This window comes from Vibrio breoganii (assembly GCF_024346795.1).
GTDB classification, from domain to species: Bacteria; Pseudomonadota; Gammaproteobacteria; order Enterobacterales; family Vibrionaceae; genus Vibrio; species Vibrio breoganii.
The window spans coordinates 407,274-426,165 of the sequence record NZ_AP024865.1; the positions used below are offsets into that span (position 1 = coordinate 407,274).

General features: G+C 43.5%; 18 protein-coding genes. 12 read left to right on the forward strand and 6 right to left on the reverse strand.

The genetic code is table 11. From position 1 onward, the window contains the following. Nucleotides 1-2: 2 nt before the first annotated feature. A complete protein-coding gene (gene malG, locus OCU35_RS14970; protein ID WP_017028705.1) occupies nucleotides 3-893 on the forward strand; it encodes a maltose ABC transporter permease MalG in 891 nt (296 codons plus the stop codon). A 111-nt stretch (nucleotides 894-1,004) separates the two neighbouring features. Here malG and OCU35_RS14975 read toward each other — a convergent pair whose 3' ends face one another. Both OCU35_RS14975 and OCU35_RS14980 read right to left on the reverse strand, forming a co-directional pair. Next, complete coding sequence (locus OCU35_RS14975) at nucleotides 1,005-2,675, reverse strand: mechanosensitive ion channel domain-containing protein (RefSeq protein ID WP_261826434.1); 1,671 nt, start codon at nucleotides 2,673-2,675, stop codon at nucleotides 1,005-1,007. A gap of 417 nt (nucleotides 2,676-3,092) precedes the next feature. Further along, a complete protein-coding gene (locus OCU35_RS14980; protein WP_017028703.1) occupies nucleotides 3,093-3,335 on the reverse strand; it encodes a hypothetical protein in 243 nt (80 codons plus the stop codon). Nucleotides 3,336-3,722: 387 nt separating this feature from the next. Here OCU35_RS14980 and OCU35_RS14985 point away from each other — a divergent pair, with 387 nt between their 5' ends. The 4 genes from OCU35_RS14985 (at nucleotide 3,723) to OCU35_RS15000 (ending at nucleotide 6,665) form a co-directional block, all read left to right on the forward strand. Further along, nucleotides 3,723-4,352 carry a hypothetical protein gene (locus OCU35_RS14985; protein WP_261826435.1) on the forward strand — a complete coding sequence of 210 codons (630 nt, stop codon included), beginning with the start codon at nucleotides 3,723-3,725 and terminating at the stop codon, nucleotides 4,350-4,352. A gap of 168 nt (nucleotides 4,353-4,520) precedes the next feature. Then, nucleotides 4,521-5,861: a peptidoglycan DD-metalloendopeptidase family protein gene (locus OCU35_RS14990; protein WP_017028701.1), complete on the forward strand. Its 1,341-nt coding sequence runs from the start codon at nucleotides 4,521-4,523 to the stop codon at nucleotides 5,859-5,861. Nucleotides 5,862-5,876: 15 nt separating this feature from the next. Then, nucleotides 5,877-6,224 carry a hypothetical protein gene (locus OCU35_RS14995; RefSeq protein ID WP_017028700.1) on the forward strand — a complete coding sequence of 116 codons (348 nt, stop codon included), beginning with the start codon at nucleotides 5,877-5,879 and terminating at the stop codon, nucleotides 6,222-6,224. A gap of 306 nt (nucleotides 6,225-6,530) precedes the next feature. Next, complete coding sequence (locus OCU35_RS15000; protein ID WP_017028699.1) at nucleotides 6,531-6,665, forward strand: hypothetical protein; 135 nt, start codon at nucleotides 6,531-6,533, stop codon at nucleotides 6,663-6,665. An 83-nt stretch (nucleotides 6,666-6,748) separates the two neighbouring features. Here the strand turns inward: OCU35_RS15000 and OCU35_RS15005 are convergent, their stop codons facing one another. Beyond that, nucleotides 6,749-7,369, reverse strand: a complete 621-nt coding sequence (locus tag OCU35_RS15005; RefSeq protein ID WP_261826436.1) for a glutaredoxin family protein — start codon at nucleotides 7,367-7,369, stop codon at nucleotides 6,749-6,751. Nucleotides 7,370-7,521: 152 nt separating this feature from the next. Next, a complete protein-coding gene (locus OCU35_RS15010; RefSeq protein ID WP_261826437.1) occupies nucleotides 7,522-8,463 on the reverse strand; it encodes a porin in 942 nt (313 codons plus the stop codon). Between the two features lie 491 nt (nucleotides 8,464-8,954). On the opposite strand from OCU35_RS15010, the gene OCU35_RS15015 reads away from it, so the two are divergent. From OCU35_RS15015 to OCU35_RS15045, 7 genes are all read left to right on the forward strand, one after another. After that, nucleotides 8,955-9,740 carry an outer membrane lipoprotein-sorting protein gene (locus OCU35_RS15015; protein WP_261826438.1) on the forward strand — a complete coding sequence of 262 codons (786 nt, stop codon included), beginning with the start codon at nucleotides 8,955-8,957 and terminating at the stop codon, nucleotides 9,738-9,740. Between the two features lie 3 nt (nucleotides 9,741-9,743). After that, complete coding sequence (locus OCU35_RS15020) at nucleotides 9,744-10,985, forward strand: ABC transporter permease (RefSeq protein ID WP_261826439.1); 1,242 nt, start codon at nucleotides 9,744-9,746, stop codon at nucleotides 10,983-10,985. Then, nucleotides 10,975-12,192, forward strand: a complete 1,218-nt coding sequence (locus tag OCU35_RS15025) for an ABC transporter permease (RefSeq protein WP_261826440.1) — start codon at nucleotides 10,975-10,977, stop codon at nucleotides 12,190-12,192. The genes OCU35_RS15020 and OCU35_RS15025 overlap by 11 nt, the downstream gene beginning before the upstream one ends. Before the next feature lie 11 nt (nucleotides 12,193-12,203). Next, on the forward strand, nucleotides 12,204-12,923 hold the full coding sequence (locus tag OCU35_RS15030; protein ID WP_038133134.1) for an ABC transporter ATP-binding protein: 720 nt from the start codon (nucleotides 12,204-12,206) through the stop codon (nucleotides 12,921-12,923). A gap of 8 nt (nucleotides 12,924-12,931) precedes the next feature. Next, on the forward strand, nucleotides 12,932-14,113 hold the full coding sequence (locus tag OCU35_RS15035; protein WP_017028692.1) for a hypothetical protein: 1,182 nt from the start codon (nucleotides 12,932-12,934) through the stop codon (nucleotides 14,111-14,113). An 80-nt stretch (nucleotides 14,114-14,193) separates the two neighbouring features. Then, nucleotides 14,194-15,573 (forward strand): ATP-dependent RNA helicase DbpA, encoded by a 1,380-nt coding sequence (gene dbpA / locus OCU35_RS15040; protein WP_261826441.1) that lies wholly within the window; start codon nucleotides 14,194-14,196, stop codon nucleotides 15,571-15,573. 1,575 nt (nucleotides 15,574-17,148) lie between these two features. Further along, nucleotides 17,149-17,454 carry a hypothetical protein gene (locus OCU35_RS15045; RefSeq protein ID WP_017028690.1) on the forward strand — a complete coding sequence of 102 codons (306 nt, stop codon included), beginning with the start codon at nucleotides 17,149-17,151 and terminating at the stop codon, nucleotides 17,452-17,454. 75 nt (nucleotides 17,455-17,529) lie between these two features. Here the strand turns inward: OCU35_RS15045 and OCU35_RS15050 are convergent, their stop codons facing one another. Continuing rightward, nucleotides 17,530-18,084 (reverse strand): DUF1415 domain-containing protein, encoded by a 555-nt coding sequence (locus OCU35_RS15050; protein ID WP_017028689.1) that lies wholly within the window; start codon nucleotides 18,082-18,084, stop codon nucleotides 17,530-17,532. 1 nt (nucleotide 18,085) lies between these two features. Continuing rightward, nucleotides 18,086-18,808, reverse strand: coding sequence for an oxygen-insensitive NADPH nitroreductase (gene nfsA / locus OCU35_RS15055; protein ID WP_017028688.1), 723 nt, complete (start codon nucleotides 18,806-18,808; stop codon nucleotides 18,086-18,088). Nucleotides 18,809-18,892 lie beyond the last annotated feature (84 nt).

Below are 18,892 nucleotides of genomic sequence, written 5' to 3' on the forward strand. Positions count from 1 at the left end.
CAATGGCAATGGTACAAGGTCAAAACCTTAAATACCGTGTTTGGGCAACACATATTGCTCTATGGGCATTCTTGTCCCTAATTATCTTCCCACTGTTGATGATCATTGCGATCTCATTCCGTGAGGGTAACTTTGCAACGGGTAGTCTTATTCCTGATAACCCATCACTTGAGCACTGGAAGCTGGCATTAGGCTTCTCTGTAACGAACGCAGACGGCACAGTAACACCGCCTCCATTCCCAGTATTAACTTGGTTGTGGAACTCGGTAAAAGTAGCGGGTATTTCTTCGATTCTTATCGTGGTCTTATCAACTACATCAGCTTACGCGTTTGCTCGTATGCGCTTTAAAGGTAAGAGCACCATCCTGAAAGCGATGATGATCTTCCAGATGTTCCCTGCGGTACTTGCGCTTGTGGCTATCTACGCACTGTTCGACAAACTAGGTCAGTACATTCCGTTCCTAGGCTTGAATACACACGGTGGTTTGATCTTCTCTTACCTAGGTGGTATCGCACTGCACGTATGGACTATCAAGGGTTATTTTGAAACCATTGATAACTCGCTTGAAGAAGCAGCAGCGCTTGATGGCGCAACACCTTGGCAGGCATTCCGTCTGGTTCTGTTGCCACTATCAGTGCCAATCTTAGCGGTAGTATTTATTCTGTCGTTCATCGCAGTAGTGGGTGAAGTACCGGTAGCGTCTCTACTACTATCAGATGTTGACTCGTACACCCTAGCGGTAGGTATGCAGCAATACCTATACCCTCAGAACTATCTATGGGGTGATTTCGCGGCGGCAGCTGTACTATCTGCATTGCCAATCACTATCGTATTCCTACTCGCTCAGCGCTGGTTGGTTGGTGGTCTAACCTCTGGTGGTGTGAAGGGTTAAACTCTTCAATTCAGATAAAAGACTAGGGGAGCCTTTGGCTCCCCTTTTTTATGATTTAAAGTGAAATTAGAGGGAGCTGAACATCATAATGATCGTTCGAAGTAGACGGTTTTATGACTCCGACTTCTCCACCATATGTAAATGCACATCTTGCTGTGGAAAAGGAATGGAAATCCCTTCTCGGTCAAAGGTCAGTTTTACTTCTTTAGTTATATCCCAATACACATCCCAGTAATCATCTGTTTTTACCCAAGGACGTACGATGAAGTCCACAGATGACGTGTTGAGGGTATGAACACGAATGTTTGGTTCTGGATTTTTTAGAGTTGCTGGGTGGGCGGTCACTATCTCGGTTAGGATTTTCTCAGCCTTGAGTAAATCATCAGCGTAACCAATACCAAACACCATATCGACCCTACGTAAGCGCTCGTGAGTGACATTTTTGATTACGTCTCCCCAAATTTTACCATTAGGGATAATGATGATTTGGTTGTCGAAAGTTTTGATAGTGGTGTTAACTAAGCTCATGTGACTCACTTTGCCATCTACACTTCCTGCAAATACAAAATCACCTACATCAAAAGGGCGGTAGATAAGCAGCATCATACCGGCTGCAAAATTTGATAGCGTATCTTGAAGAGCAAAGCCAATAATGACCCCAGCGATACCAAAACCCGTTAACACTGGCGCCAGATTAAGGCCCAGCTGTGCTAGGGCAATCATAATGCCTATTATCCACACTATATTGCCGGATATGCCGATAAAGAAGTTCTGCATAAGCTGAGAGAGATTGAGGTTTTTGGACGACACTGTTTTCTTTATGACCTGTCTAACCAGTTTAACCACTACTCTTGTGCTGAGTATGAGTAAAGCAAAGATAAGCAGTTGGAATAGATAGTGCGGTGCGGTAGTGCCTAGCCACTCTAAGGTTGAGTTAGACCAGTGGGAAAGAATCGTTAGTACAACCTTTCCATCAAGTAGATCTTGAGTGATGCTACCAGTGATTTCAAACATTAAACGTTTGTAGTCTGAGGTATCGATGGCAAGTTGATCTGCAACAGATATTAGAGTGCTTAAACTCTTTATTGCAATACTCATGCGTTGTTTTATCACAAGTTGACTGAGCTGCAGACCGGATTTTTCTGACTCAGGACTGACGGAAAGTTGCTTGCCAATGACTCCAATTTGCTGATTTAAGTACTCAACGGTAGCTGAAGTTAAGCGCAAACGCTGCAGTATAACGACTCTAAGCTGCTTTTCTCCTATGCTTTCATCCAACCCTAAGGTTTGAAGCCATTTAATATTTTGCCAACTGGATTGAGTGACGGTATTGAGATAATGCTGTAATTCCTGATAATCATTGATAAGACTTAATCGTTCTTCGTTCTTTGCTGAGTCTATCTTGACGTTAAGCTCTTTAATTTGCTGTTCTAGGTAATCTGTTGCGCTTTTAGAATAGTCTTTTTGTAATTCTATCTGGGTTATTAGCTCTTTCTCGGGTAGGGAGCCTCGGTTTACTGCAGTTGCTAATACCGCTCGTAATTCTTCATTCTTTTGAAATAGCTTAAGTTGCAATGCATCTGTTGTTTCCCCACTAGATATTGCCAACGTATCAGAGAGTTCTTTTAGCTCTTTATTTATCTTTTTTAACTCTTGTTCTGTTCGTGATGTTGGTATTGTTTTAGATTCATCTTGAGCAAAGCTAAATGTGCTGAAGGTGAAAGTAATTGCAAGCAATACTAGGGTGAACAAGGTGTGATATCGAGAAGAAAATATGTCCATATGTATCTCTTAAAGACGTAATTAAGTCTTTGTTTAATATGTTGTTACATATGAGTGTACTACATAATGAGATATCAAATAGGCTGAATAACAGTCCACCCATATCTTTGCTAAGAACATATAGGCTTTATCTCTGAGCGCTGTTATGGACTCATCTTGATGAACAATGGTCCATTAAGTGATCATGTTTGCCATGAAGCGGAACTGATTTTCTCGACGTCATTGCTTTTTGAATGACTGCTGATGATACAAGTGCTATCGATTTAACATGAGCCTAAACACGAGGCTAATAAACACGAAGTTCATAAACCTGGTGAGATCGAAGTCGTTTGTCAAAACATCAATGTATAACTTTTTCTGTCGTTACCAAAAATCACGTAGGAATGTTAGATACTGGCAGCTACAGTACTGATTTAGTTAGATATTTTCGAGGTTTGACGGTGCATGACCTAAGTGTTGCATCAATACATACACACTTTCTTGATGTAACGCGACTTTTCTGAATAGGTGCGCAAATACAGAATCACCACCAAAACATTGGTTAATATAGTGATCGATCTCTTGTTCAGAATACCCTTCCACATACATTGTTCTAACCCAGTGATACTCGACCGATTTTTGGTCTCTGATGACATCAATTCCTAGCTTTAGATCTTCCATTTTTTCTCTTAGTTTTGCATTGAATTGCAAGAAGCTCTCGCAATCACTGCTTTGAAGTAGCGATTTCGCTGATGAATTTAACCAGAAGTAAATGAATAAATGATTACAGTAAGGTTTCAGAAATATTTAAATTATTTCAAATGATGAACAAAGAGGGACGTTTGAAAAGAAGTAACTGATGAGGTGAGACTAGCACGCAAAAAAGCAGTATTTCACTGTGTGACAATAACTTACAGAGACTAGGCCTGCCAAGCGTTAAGGCTTGAATTGTTATGCAATCAAAGATTGACAAAAGTCAGTTATAAAAGCCCGTATAGCCTGTTAGAATACGCGGCTCACAGTAATGTGCACATACGAATAGCTCAGGACAGGGATTAGTTTAGTTATATGTTGAACATTATAAAGTTTGTTACGGTTTGCTCGGTGCTAGCAGCGAGTTTATCAGTAGGAATAACAAACGCTCACGCCAAGCGTCATCATAGAGATGTGATTGATTTTGGCCAACCAGAATATGTGGTTTTGGAAAGTCAGTGTGAGAAAACGGGTTTTAATCTACCTAGAACCATAATGGTCAAGCCTGGGGCAATGGTGGATGTGAGCATTCGTTCTAGCCTGTTATTTCGCCGTGGTTCTCCGGATCCTTACTTGTATGAGTCTGATTACTCTTACAATCAAGTTTATGGGAAGTTGTTACTTGATACGCACTGGATATGCCAGGTGAAGCAAGATGGATTGCATCCAACGCTTTGGCTCGTACCATCCATCGTAACAACTTCTGGTAGTGGCGCGTTTTATTACCTTGGTGTTTATCAAAAAGAGGGTGAACATTTCTCCGTGATACAAGAGCTGTTCCTTGGCGATCGAATTGAGATTGAATCCTTATCCCTTGAAGGGGGTGTGGTCAATCTTAGCTTCAAGCAACATGCACTGGAGCAAGCCATGTCAGATGAGCCTAATGAGTTGATAAGTAAAAAGTTCTCCATCATTGGAACGCAACTGTTCGAACAACGAGATTGAACTTTTGTTGGTATGTGTTGTTTAACTATCTACGGAATGGATTCATCAAAACACGATTACCAAGGCCGTGCTACTTGCCCATTTAGGAAGATAGACGTTTAGTTTGAGCTTTAAAGCTCGTCATTTATAGATAGTGAACATGAGAACATTCTAAATGTTGTCGTTTTCATGCAGATTATTTTAGTAGGTAACTTGGTGTTCAAGCTTAATCAACTTAGTCAACAATCTCGGTCAAGACTCAAAAAGGCCCTGTTGATTTTGCCATTAATTTTTGGCGTTAGTGCAGTATGGTCACAGTCTCAAGGTGAGCGTAAATTTGTCGATCTCAATATAGAAAGCATAGCAATGCCTGCTGTCGCATCTGCTGAAAATAGCAGTGCAATAGAGGCTAGACCTACCTACAGTTACACCATTAAAAAAGGCGATAACCTAAGTGTTATCTTCGCCAAATTGGGCGTTTCTTATAAAAGTCTTCTTAGCATTATGGAAGAGGATTTAAACCACCTATCTCTTGATACCTTACGCCCTGGCGATAAATTGACGTTTTGGATAGACGAAGCATCGGGTTCGCTAGACAAGATGGAACTGGAATTTAACCCAGCCGATAAGGTGCAGTTTACTCGTGTTGATGATGATGCCTACACCTTTAAAGATGTGTCAATTGAAGGTGAATGGAGAACCGCGGCTTTAGTTGGTAATGTTCATGGCAGTTTTTCTCAATCAGCAAATAAATTGGGAATGAACATCAATGAAATACGTGAAATTACAGATCTGTTGAAGGACAAGATGAGCTTTACTCGCGACCTGCGCGCGGGTGACAAATTCTCTGTCGTTCATAAAGTGCAAACGGTAGACGGTAAAGAAACAGGTAGCCGTGAGATAGAGGCGATCAATATCTTTAACCAAGGCCGAGTCATCAGTGCGTATTTGCACACCGATGGGCAGTATTACGACGAAAATGGTGAGAGCCTGCAACGTGCGTTTATGCGCTATCCAGTTAAGAATCACAGAATTACTTCTCCTTTTAACCCTCATCGACTCCACCCTGTGACCGGTAGAGTATCGCCACACAACGGTACTGATTTTGGTGTGGGGGTCGGCACGCCGGTAATGGCGGCGGGTGATGGTAAAGTGATTATGGTACGTAACCACCCTTATGCAGGTAAATACGTTGTACTTGAGCATGGCTCGACGTATAAAACGCGTTACCTCCACTTGAGCCGTATTCAAGTGAAGAAAGGGCAACAGGTGAAAAGAGGGCAGCAGATCGGTTTATCTGGCGCCACTGGTCGAGTGACAGGACCACACCTTCATTACGAATTGCTGATTCGAAATCGCCCTGTGAATGCAATGACCGCGAATATCCCGATGGCGGAATCTGTACCAAAGGCGGAAATGGCTAAATTTGCCGCAAATCGCGATGCTTTGCTGCAAATGATGAAGGAACAAGAAGTATTGCTTGCGAGTCAAAATGATCCGCAGAATAATAAGCAACAAGAATCACTTTAATCTAGGTAAATTTGAATGAACCAGAATGAGTTTGAGCAACTCGTAAAATCAGCCAGCGAATGTGCTGATCTTCCTTCTGCGCTATTGCTATTGCAAGAGTGTGAGTATGAAGAAGTCTCTGAGGTTGCACTATCACTTAAGGGGCAGTTTGCAGTTGCTGAGGTTGATGGTGAGCAGCGTGTATATCATGTCACTACGCAACAAGAAGGCGATGACCTGCAAGAGTTCGTAGAGCACATCATGAATACGGATGAGCACGTTATTCGTTTTGTCGCTTGGTTCTTTGATGCTTATTTTGATGTTAAGCAACGCGACGCTTATAAGCTAGCTGGCAAGACTTACCAGCAGCCAAAACGAAGCTAAGCAATGACCGTGTGAATAATAGATAAATGAATCCGCCATCTGGCGGATTTTTTTTGATTGCAGCTTAGAGATTAGTGTAATTTTTATACATTTGAGTGAATAGAGGTATTCTGTCTTCAAGCTTATGATTTTGTTTGATTTAGTTGTTCAATGATAGTGTTAGGTAACTTTCATTTGCTCATAAATTAAGCTGCCGCGTAATTTGTTTTCATATAAGTGTGATCTATATCTTGTTTTTCTTTCATTCAGCGCTACAATTACTCCATCAAATGAAATTAAATTACAAAATAGAAATTGGAGTACATCATGGGCAACGATTTAGGTGCATTGGTTATTGGTCAACAATCAGCAATCAAAATGATGGAGCAAAAGTTCGATGGCAAAATCGAGCGTCGTAAGCCTTCAATGTTTAAGAAGCTGATGAAGAAGCTAACGAAGTAAGCGTTATCGAAAACGCAAACGGAATTGAAAAAAGGCGCTGATAGTTATCTATCAGCGCCTTTTTGTATTAGGGTTTGTTGACCCTAGTCACTACCTGTACGTGCAGGTATATCCACAACATTGTTCGGGATGACGGTATTGTCTTTGCTGGTAAGCCATTTGTCTAGATTATCCGCACCACCGATATACTCACTGTTCATCCAGATTTGAGGCACAGTAACGGGTGTCTTCTGACCAATATGAGCTTTAACCTCAGGAATCATTCGGTAGAGTGCTGCACTGTCTTTGACAACATCGTAATAGGTATAGGCGATCCCTGCTTGGTCTAGCGCTTTCTTTGCTTTTACACAGTAGGGGCAGGTCGCTTTACCAAACACAATATTGCCTTGTAAATCGTCGCGCTTTGTCCACTCAGCAATAACAGATTGTACTAAAACACCTCGGTTTAACGCTTCACCTTGACTGACTACCTTGCCCTCGACGACCAAGATCGGGGCGTGCCATGCACCGAGTTTCAACGGTTCCCACCAATGAGATAGCCAATCCTTTACCTCAAGCTCTACGTCTACATCAGCAAGCTCATTCTCAAAGGTATCTTTTAGGATGTCTTTCGTTAATGTGCATTCGCCACACGGGATATTGACCTTGAATGGTCCCCAGCTTCCAGCCCAACGATATAAAGTGATTTTGATTGGCTTGATCATGATGCGTTTCCTTGTGCGATATGCGTCTCTTGTTACAGTAGAACATATTGCTGAGGAAAATCTTTCACAACAACACAATTATTTCGTAGAAACAAAAAGACCGAGCATGAAAGCTCGGCCAAAGGACTTATCAGACTGAACTGATTGTCGGATTAGAAATCGTAACGGATACCCGCTTGGATTTGGTCGTCTTGGTTGTCTACTTGCTCGAACTTGTAACCCGCGTATGTGCGTAGGTTGCCGTTGAACTTGTATACCGCTTCAACAGCGAAGTTATCAACTTCATCTAGACCTGTGATAGCTTGCTTAACTGCTGTATCTACGTCGTTGTAGTTGTATACCGCTACAAATGTCCACTTGTTGAGCTTGTATAGAGCTGTGATTTCGAATGCGTTTACATCTTCATCTGCAACTGAACCTAGAGCGTAGTAACCACCAAGAGTGAAATCAGCGATAGAGTACTGAGCTGCAAGGTTGATCTGGCTGTCATCGTCATCACCGTCTGTTTGACCAACATAACCAAGACCTAGGTCAAGGCCGAAATCAAAGCCGTACATTGCAGCAATACCGTAGCTGTCAGCATCTTTTTCATCGTTTGCTAGGTAGTTAGCTTGAACGTTGAAACCACCGAATTCGCCAGAGTATAGGAAGTTGTTTGAACGCTTGTCTTTGTTTCCGTCAACGATATCTGCAGCGTCTGCACCGAACGTAGCCATGGTATCCGTAATGTCAGTAAGCATTACCTGAGCAGAGTCTTGTTTACCGTAAGAGAATTCACCAAAGTTTGTGCCAACACCTGCAAATGCGTAACGGTTAGTGATTTTAGAACCTGTATCAAATTCAGCTTCGTACTTACCAAAGCCGTATAGGTCGTCATTAATTTGAGATTTACCGACGATGTTCAAACGAGCACGGGACTTGTCGTCAAAAGCGCTATCGTCAGCAGATTTGTTGTTATCAGAGATGTTGAAACGAGCTTCTGCACGACCGCCAATCTTTAGCTCTGAAGTGTCATCTTTGTAAACTGTTGCTGCTGCCGCAGAACCAGAAGCCATTACAGCTAGAATTGCAGTAGTTAGTGCTGCCTTTTTCATCTTCAAATTTCCTATTTTGTAAAATATGAGTTCGCACTCTGGAGTATTTATTTGGGCTGTTGCCCGTTTGATTTGCGACTAATTTAGATTCCAAATATGAATGTCTAATGACTCAAAAATGACGGCTAGGTTACGAATGTATGGCACTTTTATTAATCGACTGGAATTTAACCTATTGTTTTTACATAGAAAATTGTGAACGTAACGATGCATATATGGGATGCTGTAATGTTAAGTCATTGAAACTAAACAACTAGAGGATATTGTGTTGCGATATCAGATTAGAATTTCGAGCATTTTTTGATGTGAAAACGTGCAGATATTTATTCCGCCTAGAAAAAACTGTTTTAGTTCAAGTAATTGAGGGTTTTTGTGATCGCGGTCACGCATTGGTTTTGGTGTATTGAACAGTTCATGAGCGGGGTCAGAGCGTAGCCTGAGAAATTGGTATTTACTTTATCTATCACCAACAAGGACCTTGGGGAAAGAACATGCACATCGGAGACTCTAGTAAAAGAGTTTTGCTACCGCTATTTGGTTTATGGCTGGTACTACTTTTCCCTTACCTTCCTGTCAATGCAAACACGCTGTCTGCCTCTGAGGTGGTTAGATTATCTGATCAACAAATGCGGGGTGAATCGGGATACAGCGAGATGACGATGACCATCACTCGCCCAACCTGGACTCGCAGTATGAGCATGAAATCCTGGAATAAGGGCTTAGATTTATCCTTGGTGCTCGTCACCGCGCCAGCGAAAGATAAAGGCAGTGCCTCACTTAAGCGTCACAATGAAATGTGGAATTGGATTCCCAGCATTGAAAAAGTCATAAAGATAGCGCCATCCATGTTAGGGCAATCTTGGATGGGCTCCGATTTTACTAATGATGACTTAATTAACCAAAGTTCCATCGTGGTGGACTACCAACATACGTTCATCGGTAGTGAAGAGGTTGACGGCGTAGAGTGTTACGTCATTGAGGCTAGTGCAAAACCGGACGCTCCGGTGGTGTGGGATAAAGTGCGTTTGTGGATATCAAAGGACAATCTATTACAGCGTAAGGTAGAGTTCTACGATGAATTTGCAGAACTCGTTAACACGATGCAAACCTTTGATATTAAATCTATGGGAGGCCGCAATGTGGCCACGAGAATGCATATGATACCGGCAGATAAAGAGGGACATCAGACTGAAATAGAGATTCACGCCGCCCAGTTTGATTTTGATATTGATGACGCGTTTTTCTCTCAGAGTCAAATGCGCGCATTGAGAGATTAAACCATGTTATTGCGACTGGCATGGCGAAACATCTGGCGTCAAAAACGTAGGACTGTCCTAACGGCGTCTGCGATTGCGTTGACGTTATTTTTGTCGCTGGTCATGCGAGCCTTCCAAGAAGGGCAGTACACCCACAATATCTTAAATAACGCCAAGATGGGTACGGGTGTTGTTCAGTTGCAGAACCCTGAGTACAAAGAGAACAATAGCATTGATGAGCTGTTGCCTGCTTCAGATGAGTTTATCTCTGATACCCGCCAAATTGACACTATTGATTACCTATTTCCTCGTATAGAGAGCTTTATATTGGCGGCCAGTGACGAGCGTTCAAAGGGCGTAATGCTTTCAGGAATTAACCCAACCTTAGAGGACGCCTATTCCAACCTGAGCGAGCGCATTATCAAGGGCGAGTATTGGTCAGCAGACGAAACTGGCCTGGTTGATGGCGTAGTTGTTGGCGAGGGCGTCGCCCAGTATCTTGGACTCACGGTAGGAGATGAGATTGTCTTTTATGGACAAGGCTATCGCGGACAAATGGCGGCAGGGCTTTTTGAGATCAAAGGCATTGTTCATTATCCCATAAAGGAGATGAACAATCAGTTGGTATACGTTTCGCTGAGTGATGCTCAAAAGCTGTTTAGCACAGGAAATCAGGTAACCTCGTGGGTTATTGGGTTGAGCGACCTTTCTAAACTGCCTGCCGTTATACAGAAGCTCAGCGATGCTTATCCTGAAGGCGTATCCATACGTGATTGGCGAGATCTCTCTCCTGAGCTTGAACAAAGCATTGTCTTAGATAGGGTCGGAGGCCTTGTCATGATGTACTTATTGTACATTGTGGTTGGCTTTGCTCTGTTTGCCACCTTGCTAATGATGACACTTGAGCGTTTGAGAGAATTTTCGGTGATGCTTGCCACCGGAATGGCTCGAACTCAATTGCTGCGACTTATCGCTATTGAATCCAGCTTGATTGGCTTGCTGGGTATTGTGGTAGGGGTAGTCACTGCCTCGCCTTTGCTGTTTTATTTTTACCAGTACCCGATTCGCCTAACGGGTGAGATGGCTCAGGCAATGTTAGACATGGGGTATGAGCCCGTGATGCCAGTTTCACTAGATTCTGCTTTGTTCCTAGAGCAAATCGTCATAGTGGCAGTAATAACCACGATTTGTTTGGTGTATCCAATGTGGAGAGTGATGAGGCTTGATGCGGTTTCTGGACTCAAAGGAGGATTCCATGCTCATTAAGCTAGCTTGGAGAAACCTATGGCGAACCCCGCTTCGTACTTCGACCATATTATTAGCCATTGTCATTGGCGTACTTAGCGTGATTTTAATGATTGGCTTTATGTCGGGTTTGATGACCAATATGTTAGGCAATGCGATTCAATGGCAAACCAATGCGATTCAAATTCACCATCCAGATTACGCCTTAGAGCCTGATGTTAATCTCGTTATAAGCGATACAGAATCCATACAGGCGTTGATACAAGCTGAGAAAGCTATAACGGCCTACAGCGAAAGACATATCGTTACAGGAATGATCGCATCAGCCAGAGCCAATCGAGGAATCAGGATATTAGGTGTATCACCAGAGCAAGAAGCGCAGGTAACGCCCATAAAAGACAAGCTTGTAGCGGGGCAATGGCTTAACGCTGAAGGACGAAACCCTATCGTACTTTCAAACAAACTGGCTGATAGATTGAAACTGAAGCTTGGGTCTAAGGTAGTACTGACCTTTAGCGACACCCATGGTGAGGTGACCGGTGGTGCGTTCCGGGTGAGGGGCATTTTTATTAGCCCTAGCGCCTCGTTTGATGACAATAGCGTGTTCGTAAGAAAGTCAGATCTCACTGAGCTTACCGGTGTTCCTGGTATCCACGAAATAGCAATTGCCATGGATGACTATCAACTAGCCCCTGCATTGGCGAGTAGGCTCTCTAAGCTGCTAAACGCAGAGGTGAGTGTAGAAGACTGGCAGACCCTGCAACCCTACTTAAAGACGCTCATATCGAGCATGCAATCCTTTAACTACCTGCTCCTTGTTATCTTTGTGGCAGCGATGGGGCTTGGGATCATTAATATTATGCTGATGTCGGTATTTGAGCGCACACAGGAGTTTGGTGTGCTGATGGCTGTGGGGATGACGCCAGAGAAAGTAAGAGGATTGATTGTATTGGAGGCTAGCTTTTTAGGGCTCACTGGTGCAGGTGTTGGCGTACTTCTAGCGCTGGGTATCACCGCTATTTTACAAACCACAGGCATTGATCTCAGCATTGCATCTGAAGGGCTTGCTGAGTTTGGTATCGATACGTTGTTCTATCCACAAGTGACCTCGTCCCAATACCTTATTTTGGCATTTGCTGTTTTGTTGGTGAGCGTGCTATCAGCCTTGTATCCAGCCAGACAAATTATTAAGCAAAGTCCAATCCAAGCAATGAATGATAAACATTGAGTGAGCGAATCATGACCATCAAAGTGCGTGAGTTAACCAAAACCTACAATCCGAACACTGACTTTCCAGTGGATGCTCTTAAGCAGGTGGACTTATCTATCGAGCAAGGAGAGTTTGTTGCAGTGATGGGGCCTTCGGGATCGGGCAAGACAACCTTGCTCAACATGTTAGGGGGATTGGATACGCCAACAAAAGGGGAAGTAAAGATAGATGATCTCGTCATTACCCGTTTGAGTGAGAAAGAGAAGATTCAATTTCGCCGTGATCAAGTAGGATTCATCTTTCAGGACTACAGCTTACTGCCTGTACTGACTGCACTGGAGAACGTCGAGTTCATTATGCAGCTGCAAGGGGCGACAGAGTCAGAGAGTAGAGATCGTGCCAGCAAGTTACTACAGAGAGTGGGTTTGGGCAGTCATTTGCACAAGAGACCCCCTCAGTTATCTGGCGGGCAACAACAGAGAGTCGCAGTGGCAAGGGCATTGGCACCTAATCCTAAATTCGTAATGGCAGATGAGCCCACAGCCAACCTTGATGCGAAAAGCACCGCCGATCTATTGGATATCATGCAGCAACTCAATGAATCTGAGGGCACCACCTTTATCTTCTCAACGCACGATCCAAGGGTTATCTCGCGAGCCGCTAGGGTGATAGTGATTGATGACGGCGCGGTTACTGAAGATAAATTAAACCCCGATTATCGACCCCATTTGAGTCCAGTGGCTGAGTGAGCAAAGCCATGCGTGCCTTCATCGCCTCCTTACTCTTGGTACCACTGGTTTTGCAGGCGCAAATTCCAGGGCTAGAACCAGAGAAAGACTGGGAGTTGTCCGGTTATGTCAACTATATGATGACAGGCACACTTGTTGATGGTGGGGAGGACCTCTTTGATAACCAAGTTCATAATCGGTTGGACTTTGAGTATCGTTTTAGTAGTCAATTACGCTTTAATGCTAGCGTTCGAAATCGTTTGTTTTGGGGAGACTCAGCGCAAAGTGAGTTATATCGTGAAGTCATTGGGTTTGATCCAGGCTATCTAGACCTCACGTTTAATTGGGGCGAAGGTAGCGACTTTTTCGCCAACACACAATTTGATCGGTTTTATTTTGATTGGCATAGCGACAATTATCAGGGGAGAGTGGGGCGGTTTCGTATCAATTGGGGTATGAATACCATCTGGAATCCCAACGATATCTTTAATTCCTACTCTATTTACGATGTGGACTATCCCGAACGACCCGGTACAGATGCACTCTATTTCACAAGAAAACTAGGCTATGCCAGTGAGCTCAACCTCGCATTTAGTCCCTCAGAAGATAGTGAGTTACACAGCTACTCTGCACGCTATCTATTTAATGTGTCGAACTGGGATGCCCAGGTCATTATTGGAAAGTCTAACCTTGATTTTGTCATAGGCGCAGGGCTTGCTACTGATTTTGCGGGTGCTTCGCTGAAGGCAGAAAGTACCCTATTTAGCCCCACTAAGGATGAATGGCAAACAGCGGATGGCAATGTTCAGTCGTTAACGACATCGGTGGTTTCTAGCGTGGAGCTTGGATATAACTTCTCAGGTGCCAGAAACTGGATGAGCACGGTGGCGCTGTTACATATCACTGAGCCTCAAGACGTGCAAAACGCTATCGTCTTTCTTAACCTACCCTTAACGGCACGAACGCTGAGCTTTACCGAATTCACTGCTTATGCAGACCTAGGGTTTGATATTACGCCGCTGAACCGCATTGTGTTCTCGGGTTCTTACTACGATGACGACTCTTTTTATCTGGGTGTTTCTAGTACCTCTTCGCTATCGAATGATTGGCAATTAGTGGTAGTAGCGCAACGTTTTGATGGTGCCAGTGACAGCTTATTTGGCCAAACACCGAATACCCTGATCTTTGCTAATCTTGGGTGGAACTTTTAACTTGCATTTAGTGTGTCTACCCTTTAGGGTCGTCACCCTTGAAACAGCGCTACTTACCTAATCCATAAAAGGAATCTCCCTTGAGCGACAATAAATTTTCTAAGTTACCTTTATCTCAGTCATTGCTTGATAATTTGACGTCGATGGAGTATTCCGAGATGACGCCTATACAGGCGCAAAGCTTGCCGTTGATGCTAAATGGCAAAGACGTCATTGGTCAGGGCAAAACCGGATCAGGTAAAACAGCAGCGTTTGGTCTAAGCCTTTTAACTAACCTGAACGTGAAGCGATTTCGCGTGCAGTCATTGGTATTGTGCCCAACTCGTGAGTTGGCTGACCAAGTAGCCAAAGAAATCCGCAAGCTGGCACGTACGATTCACAACATTAAGGTGCTCACCTTGTGTGGTGGTATGCCTATGGGGTCGCAAATTGGTTCTCTGGAGCACGGTGCACACATTTTGGTAGGTACACCTGGTCGTATTCTTGATCACTTGGAAAGAGGTCGTATCAATCTAGCAGAGCTGAATACACTAGTGCTGGATGAAGCTGACAGAATGTTAGACATGGGCTTTCAGGATGCTTTAGATGCGATTGTGGCTGAAGCGCCGAAACAGCGTCAAACCTTGCTATTTAGTGCCACATTCCCTGAAAAAATTCAGCAGGTTGCGGCTCGCATTATGCAAGAGCCACAACTTGTGAAGGTTGAGTCTACTCATGAGCAAAGCACTATTTCTCAACACTTCTACAAAGTAGGTGATGACAAGCAGCGTATGCAGGCATTGGAGACATTGTTGCTGACGCACCAACCTGAATCTGCGGTGATCTTCTGTAACACTAAGCGAGAAGTTCAAGAAGTCGCAGATGAGCTTCATTACAAAGGCTTTAGCGTTATTGACCTGCACGGTGACTTGGAGCAACGTGAGCGTAACCAAACGCTGGTTCAGTTCTCAAATAAGAGTATCTCCATTCTTGTTGCCACTGATGTTGCAGCGCGTGGACTCGATGTCGAAAACCTAGATGCCGTAATCAACTACCAACTGTCCCGCGATCCAGAGGTGCACGTTCACCGTATCGGTCGTACTGGCCGTGCAGGCAGTAAAGGTGTAGCGTGCAGTCTGTTCAACGACAAAGAGCATCACCGCGTTGCCATGATCGATGAATACATGGACATTGCCATCGAACCAGAAGCACTACCACAGACCTCGAACAACAAACCGCTTCAGCCAACCATGGTGACCATCGAAATCTCTGGTGGTAAGAAGCAAAAAGTGAGAGCAGGGGACATTCTTGGTGCCTTAACGGGTCAAAATGGCATTGACGGTAAAATGGTAGGTAAAATCAACCTATTTGATATGCGTGCTTACGTAGCTGTCGATAAGTCATTGGCTAAGGTGGCACACAAGAAGATCGAGAACGGCAAAATGAAAGGCCGTAAGTTTAGAGCTCGTATTCTTTCTTAATCGTTACATTTAGCCCCATTGGTTTGCATTGAACTGATGGGGCTTTTTACTATTCCTTATATCTCTTCTACTAGCATTTTATAACCTTCTAGATTTAATCTTCTCCTAACTTATCCTTACTTAGTACGAATAACGTTTTTTTTCACAATAGCTTACTGTATATTTAATGCGTACTAGGAACCTATTGATTAATTGGCTACTTTAATCAATTATCTTGGAATTTAATTCAGTGCAAGATAGTTAAAGGAATGCTTTTGTAGACAAGTTATACGACTGCCTGATGATTAATCAATTGCTTGTTTTTTTATCGAATATCGTACTAAAAATAGTAAAGGTATGATTTTATTCATATTCTATTACTTATTTTTATAATGAATGTCGTCCTGTAAACTGTATTTACATAGACTTTTAATATAAATTATTTATCGTTTTATTCATGGGATCTATAGAAAGGTTATTCAAATGGTACACCGTTGCAGGAATTGTGATACTCAACTGCCATACTTCAGGGAAAGAAGAAGTCTTTTAGAGAGATTACTCTTAAAAAGAAACAAGCGAAAATACATATGCTCTGAATGCGGCCAGACGAACTTTATCTCATAGTCGTTTGTTTGTTGAAGCAATACACTTCTCACCTCTTACTATTCGGACTCAATAGGTAGTAGGAGGTGAGGAGTTGTGAGCAACTCTCTTTCCGAAAAAGCCAACTCTCACCGCAAGCTGTCTGTCAGTTTCTTCGTTATAGTAATTAAAGCAATCACCAGATCTCCGATAGAAGCATTCGGAGATGACAGGGTCCGGATTCGTCATACTCGAAGTGTTTTATTGAGCATCTGTTTTGCTGTCTACCGCGCAATGCAATCACCAGATCTCCGATAGGAGCACTCGGAGATGACAGGGTCGAACTCGTCATGCTCGAAGTGTTTTATCGAGCACCTGACCGTGCTGCCCGCCTTGTAAAGTAATCGCCAGATCTCCGATAGGAGCGCTCGGAGATGACAGAGTCGAACTCGTCATGCTCGAGGTGTTTTATCGAGCATCTAACCGTGCTGCCTGCCTTGTAAAGTCATCACCAGATCTCCGATAGGAGCGCACGGAGATGACAGGGTCCGGATTCGTCATGCTCGAAGTATTTTATCGAGCATCTGACCGTGCTGTCCGTCTCGTAAAGTCATCACCAGATCTCCGATAGGAGCGCTCGGAGATGACTGAGTCGAACTCGTCATGCTCGAGGTGTTTTATCGAGCATCTGGCCGTGCTGTCCGTCTCGTAAAGTCAGCACCAGATCTCCGATAGGAGCATTCGGAGATGACAGGGCCAGATTCGTCATGCCCGAAGTTTTTTATCGGAGATCTGTTACGTGTATGACTCTGCGTAGATGATCAACGTAGAGGCTAGGTGTATGGAACCAATGATATAACCCCAGAGAATAACAGATACAAATCAAAATCATTTCTGTCTATTTATTAAACAGGTTATTTTGGAAGAGTCCAAGGCCTTCCCTTGGAGCAGCTACAATGGCTGATAGATTTCCACAGGACAAAATAAGCATGGATGTTTTTTCTAGGAGCACCTATGTCTACACATAATAACTTGACGACCAATATTGAAACCAATGCGATGCATGCCTACACAAAGGCAAGTGCTGCTGTTGCAGTGCGCTCAGAGCAAAATCAATCTCTGAAGCTAATGCCATATAGAAAGACTCATACCTATTGCCAAGGGTTATTTGATCGCAACGGAAAAGTGTATAAGTTCTTATCTACAAAAGGGAGCAGACATGCTCCAGCGGAAGTGACGGTAAAGTGCGTGTTGAATAATACGCCCTTTAACTTGCCTGAAGGTGAGGTCGCGCAGCTGAGAAGCTTGTTGAATCAGTAAATATATTGGGTATGGAATTCACTATATTGGTGAATCCATACCTCATTGTTACCGCTATCTTTCTGAATACCTAATTTAACGAATCAAGTATGGGAACAGCTTCGATTTTTCTTCAGCAGTCAAACCTTCCACTCTCGCAATGTTGTTGTCTGGAATCGCTTCAGGATCAGGATAGTGCTTCAAAACCCTTTCCATAGACTCTTCACGGATCAAGTGGATAGTGGGGTAAGGCGAACGGTTGGTGAGGTTTTCCGCATCTTCTGGCTCTGTGCCACCGAAACAGTAATCAGGATGAAAACTGGCTACTTGATAGATCCCTTCATAGTCTTCTTGCTTCAACAAAGCATCTACCCAATCTAAGAAGAAGTTATAATCCATAAAGTCTTCAAGCATTGCCGGCGAAACCACCAATGTGGTCTCAAGCTCTTTGGGCTCTTTGCTGTCTAACCCTCGTAATTCCAACAAGATAAACTCTAGTAGCGCCTCTTCGGATGTCGCTTCTGTTACCGCTATCTTTATTTGTTTATTCTTATTTGGCTTATGAGCAAAAGGGCACAAGTTCAGGCCTATGACCACTTGCTCAAGCCAATCCTGAGTTGCTTTCTCAACCTGCTGTATATTCATACTCATATTATTTGGTGTTGAATCCCTGTTTCTGCAGAAAGTCATGCATAAATGGACGTGCTTCCTTGCTGAGTGTCTGGGTGATTTGAGTTGACCATGAAACCGCTTTTTTGTTGTCTGTACGCGTCGCGTAATAGTCTTGAATGTGAGCATCATACTGCGCCAATTCATCCAAGCTTATTGGCTGGTATTGCTCCTGATGCACAACGATAGACTTAGGCAAGCGAGGCTTGGTTTCTGGGTTTTGATTTGGATAGCCTAAACAAAGCCCAAACAGAGGGATGACATGCTTTGGAAGGGCTAGAAGCTCCGTTACTTTTTGTGGATTATTTCGCAGGCCACCAATGTAAACCCCGCCAAGGCCAACAGATTCTGCGGCTGTTAAGCAGTTTTGCGCCATCATTGCTGCGTCGATCGAACCAATCAGTGTTTGTTCGGTAAACCCTAACTGGGCTTCAGGGTGAATTTGCTGGTGGCGATTGTAATCTGCGCAAAATACTAGAAATTCCGCACAGCTTTCCACATAGGGTTGCCCCCCAGCATATTCAGCGAGCTTTATTCTTTTTTCAGCAGTTGAGACACGCACTACGGATACGCACTGAATGAAACTAGAACTGGACGCAGCTAGGCCACAGTCAAGAATAGTGTCGAGAAGGCTAGAGTCGATAGGTTGCTCGGTAAAAGAGCGGATTGAACGGTGGCTGAGTAGGGTGTTGATGGTGCTATTCATCTTGCTTTCCATGCGAAATCATTGGATTTCAGAGTAACAATAATGAGTAACAGAGAAAAGTAACTTATTGAGGAGTTGGTACAA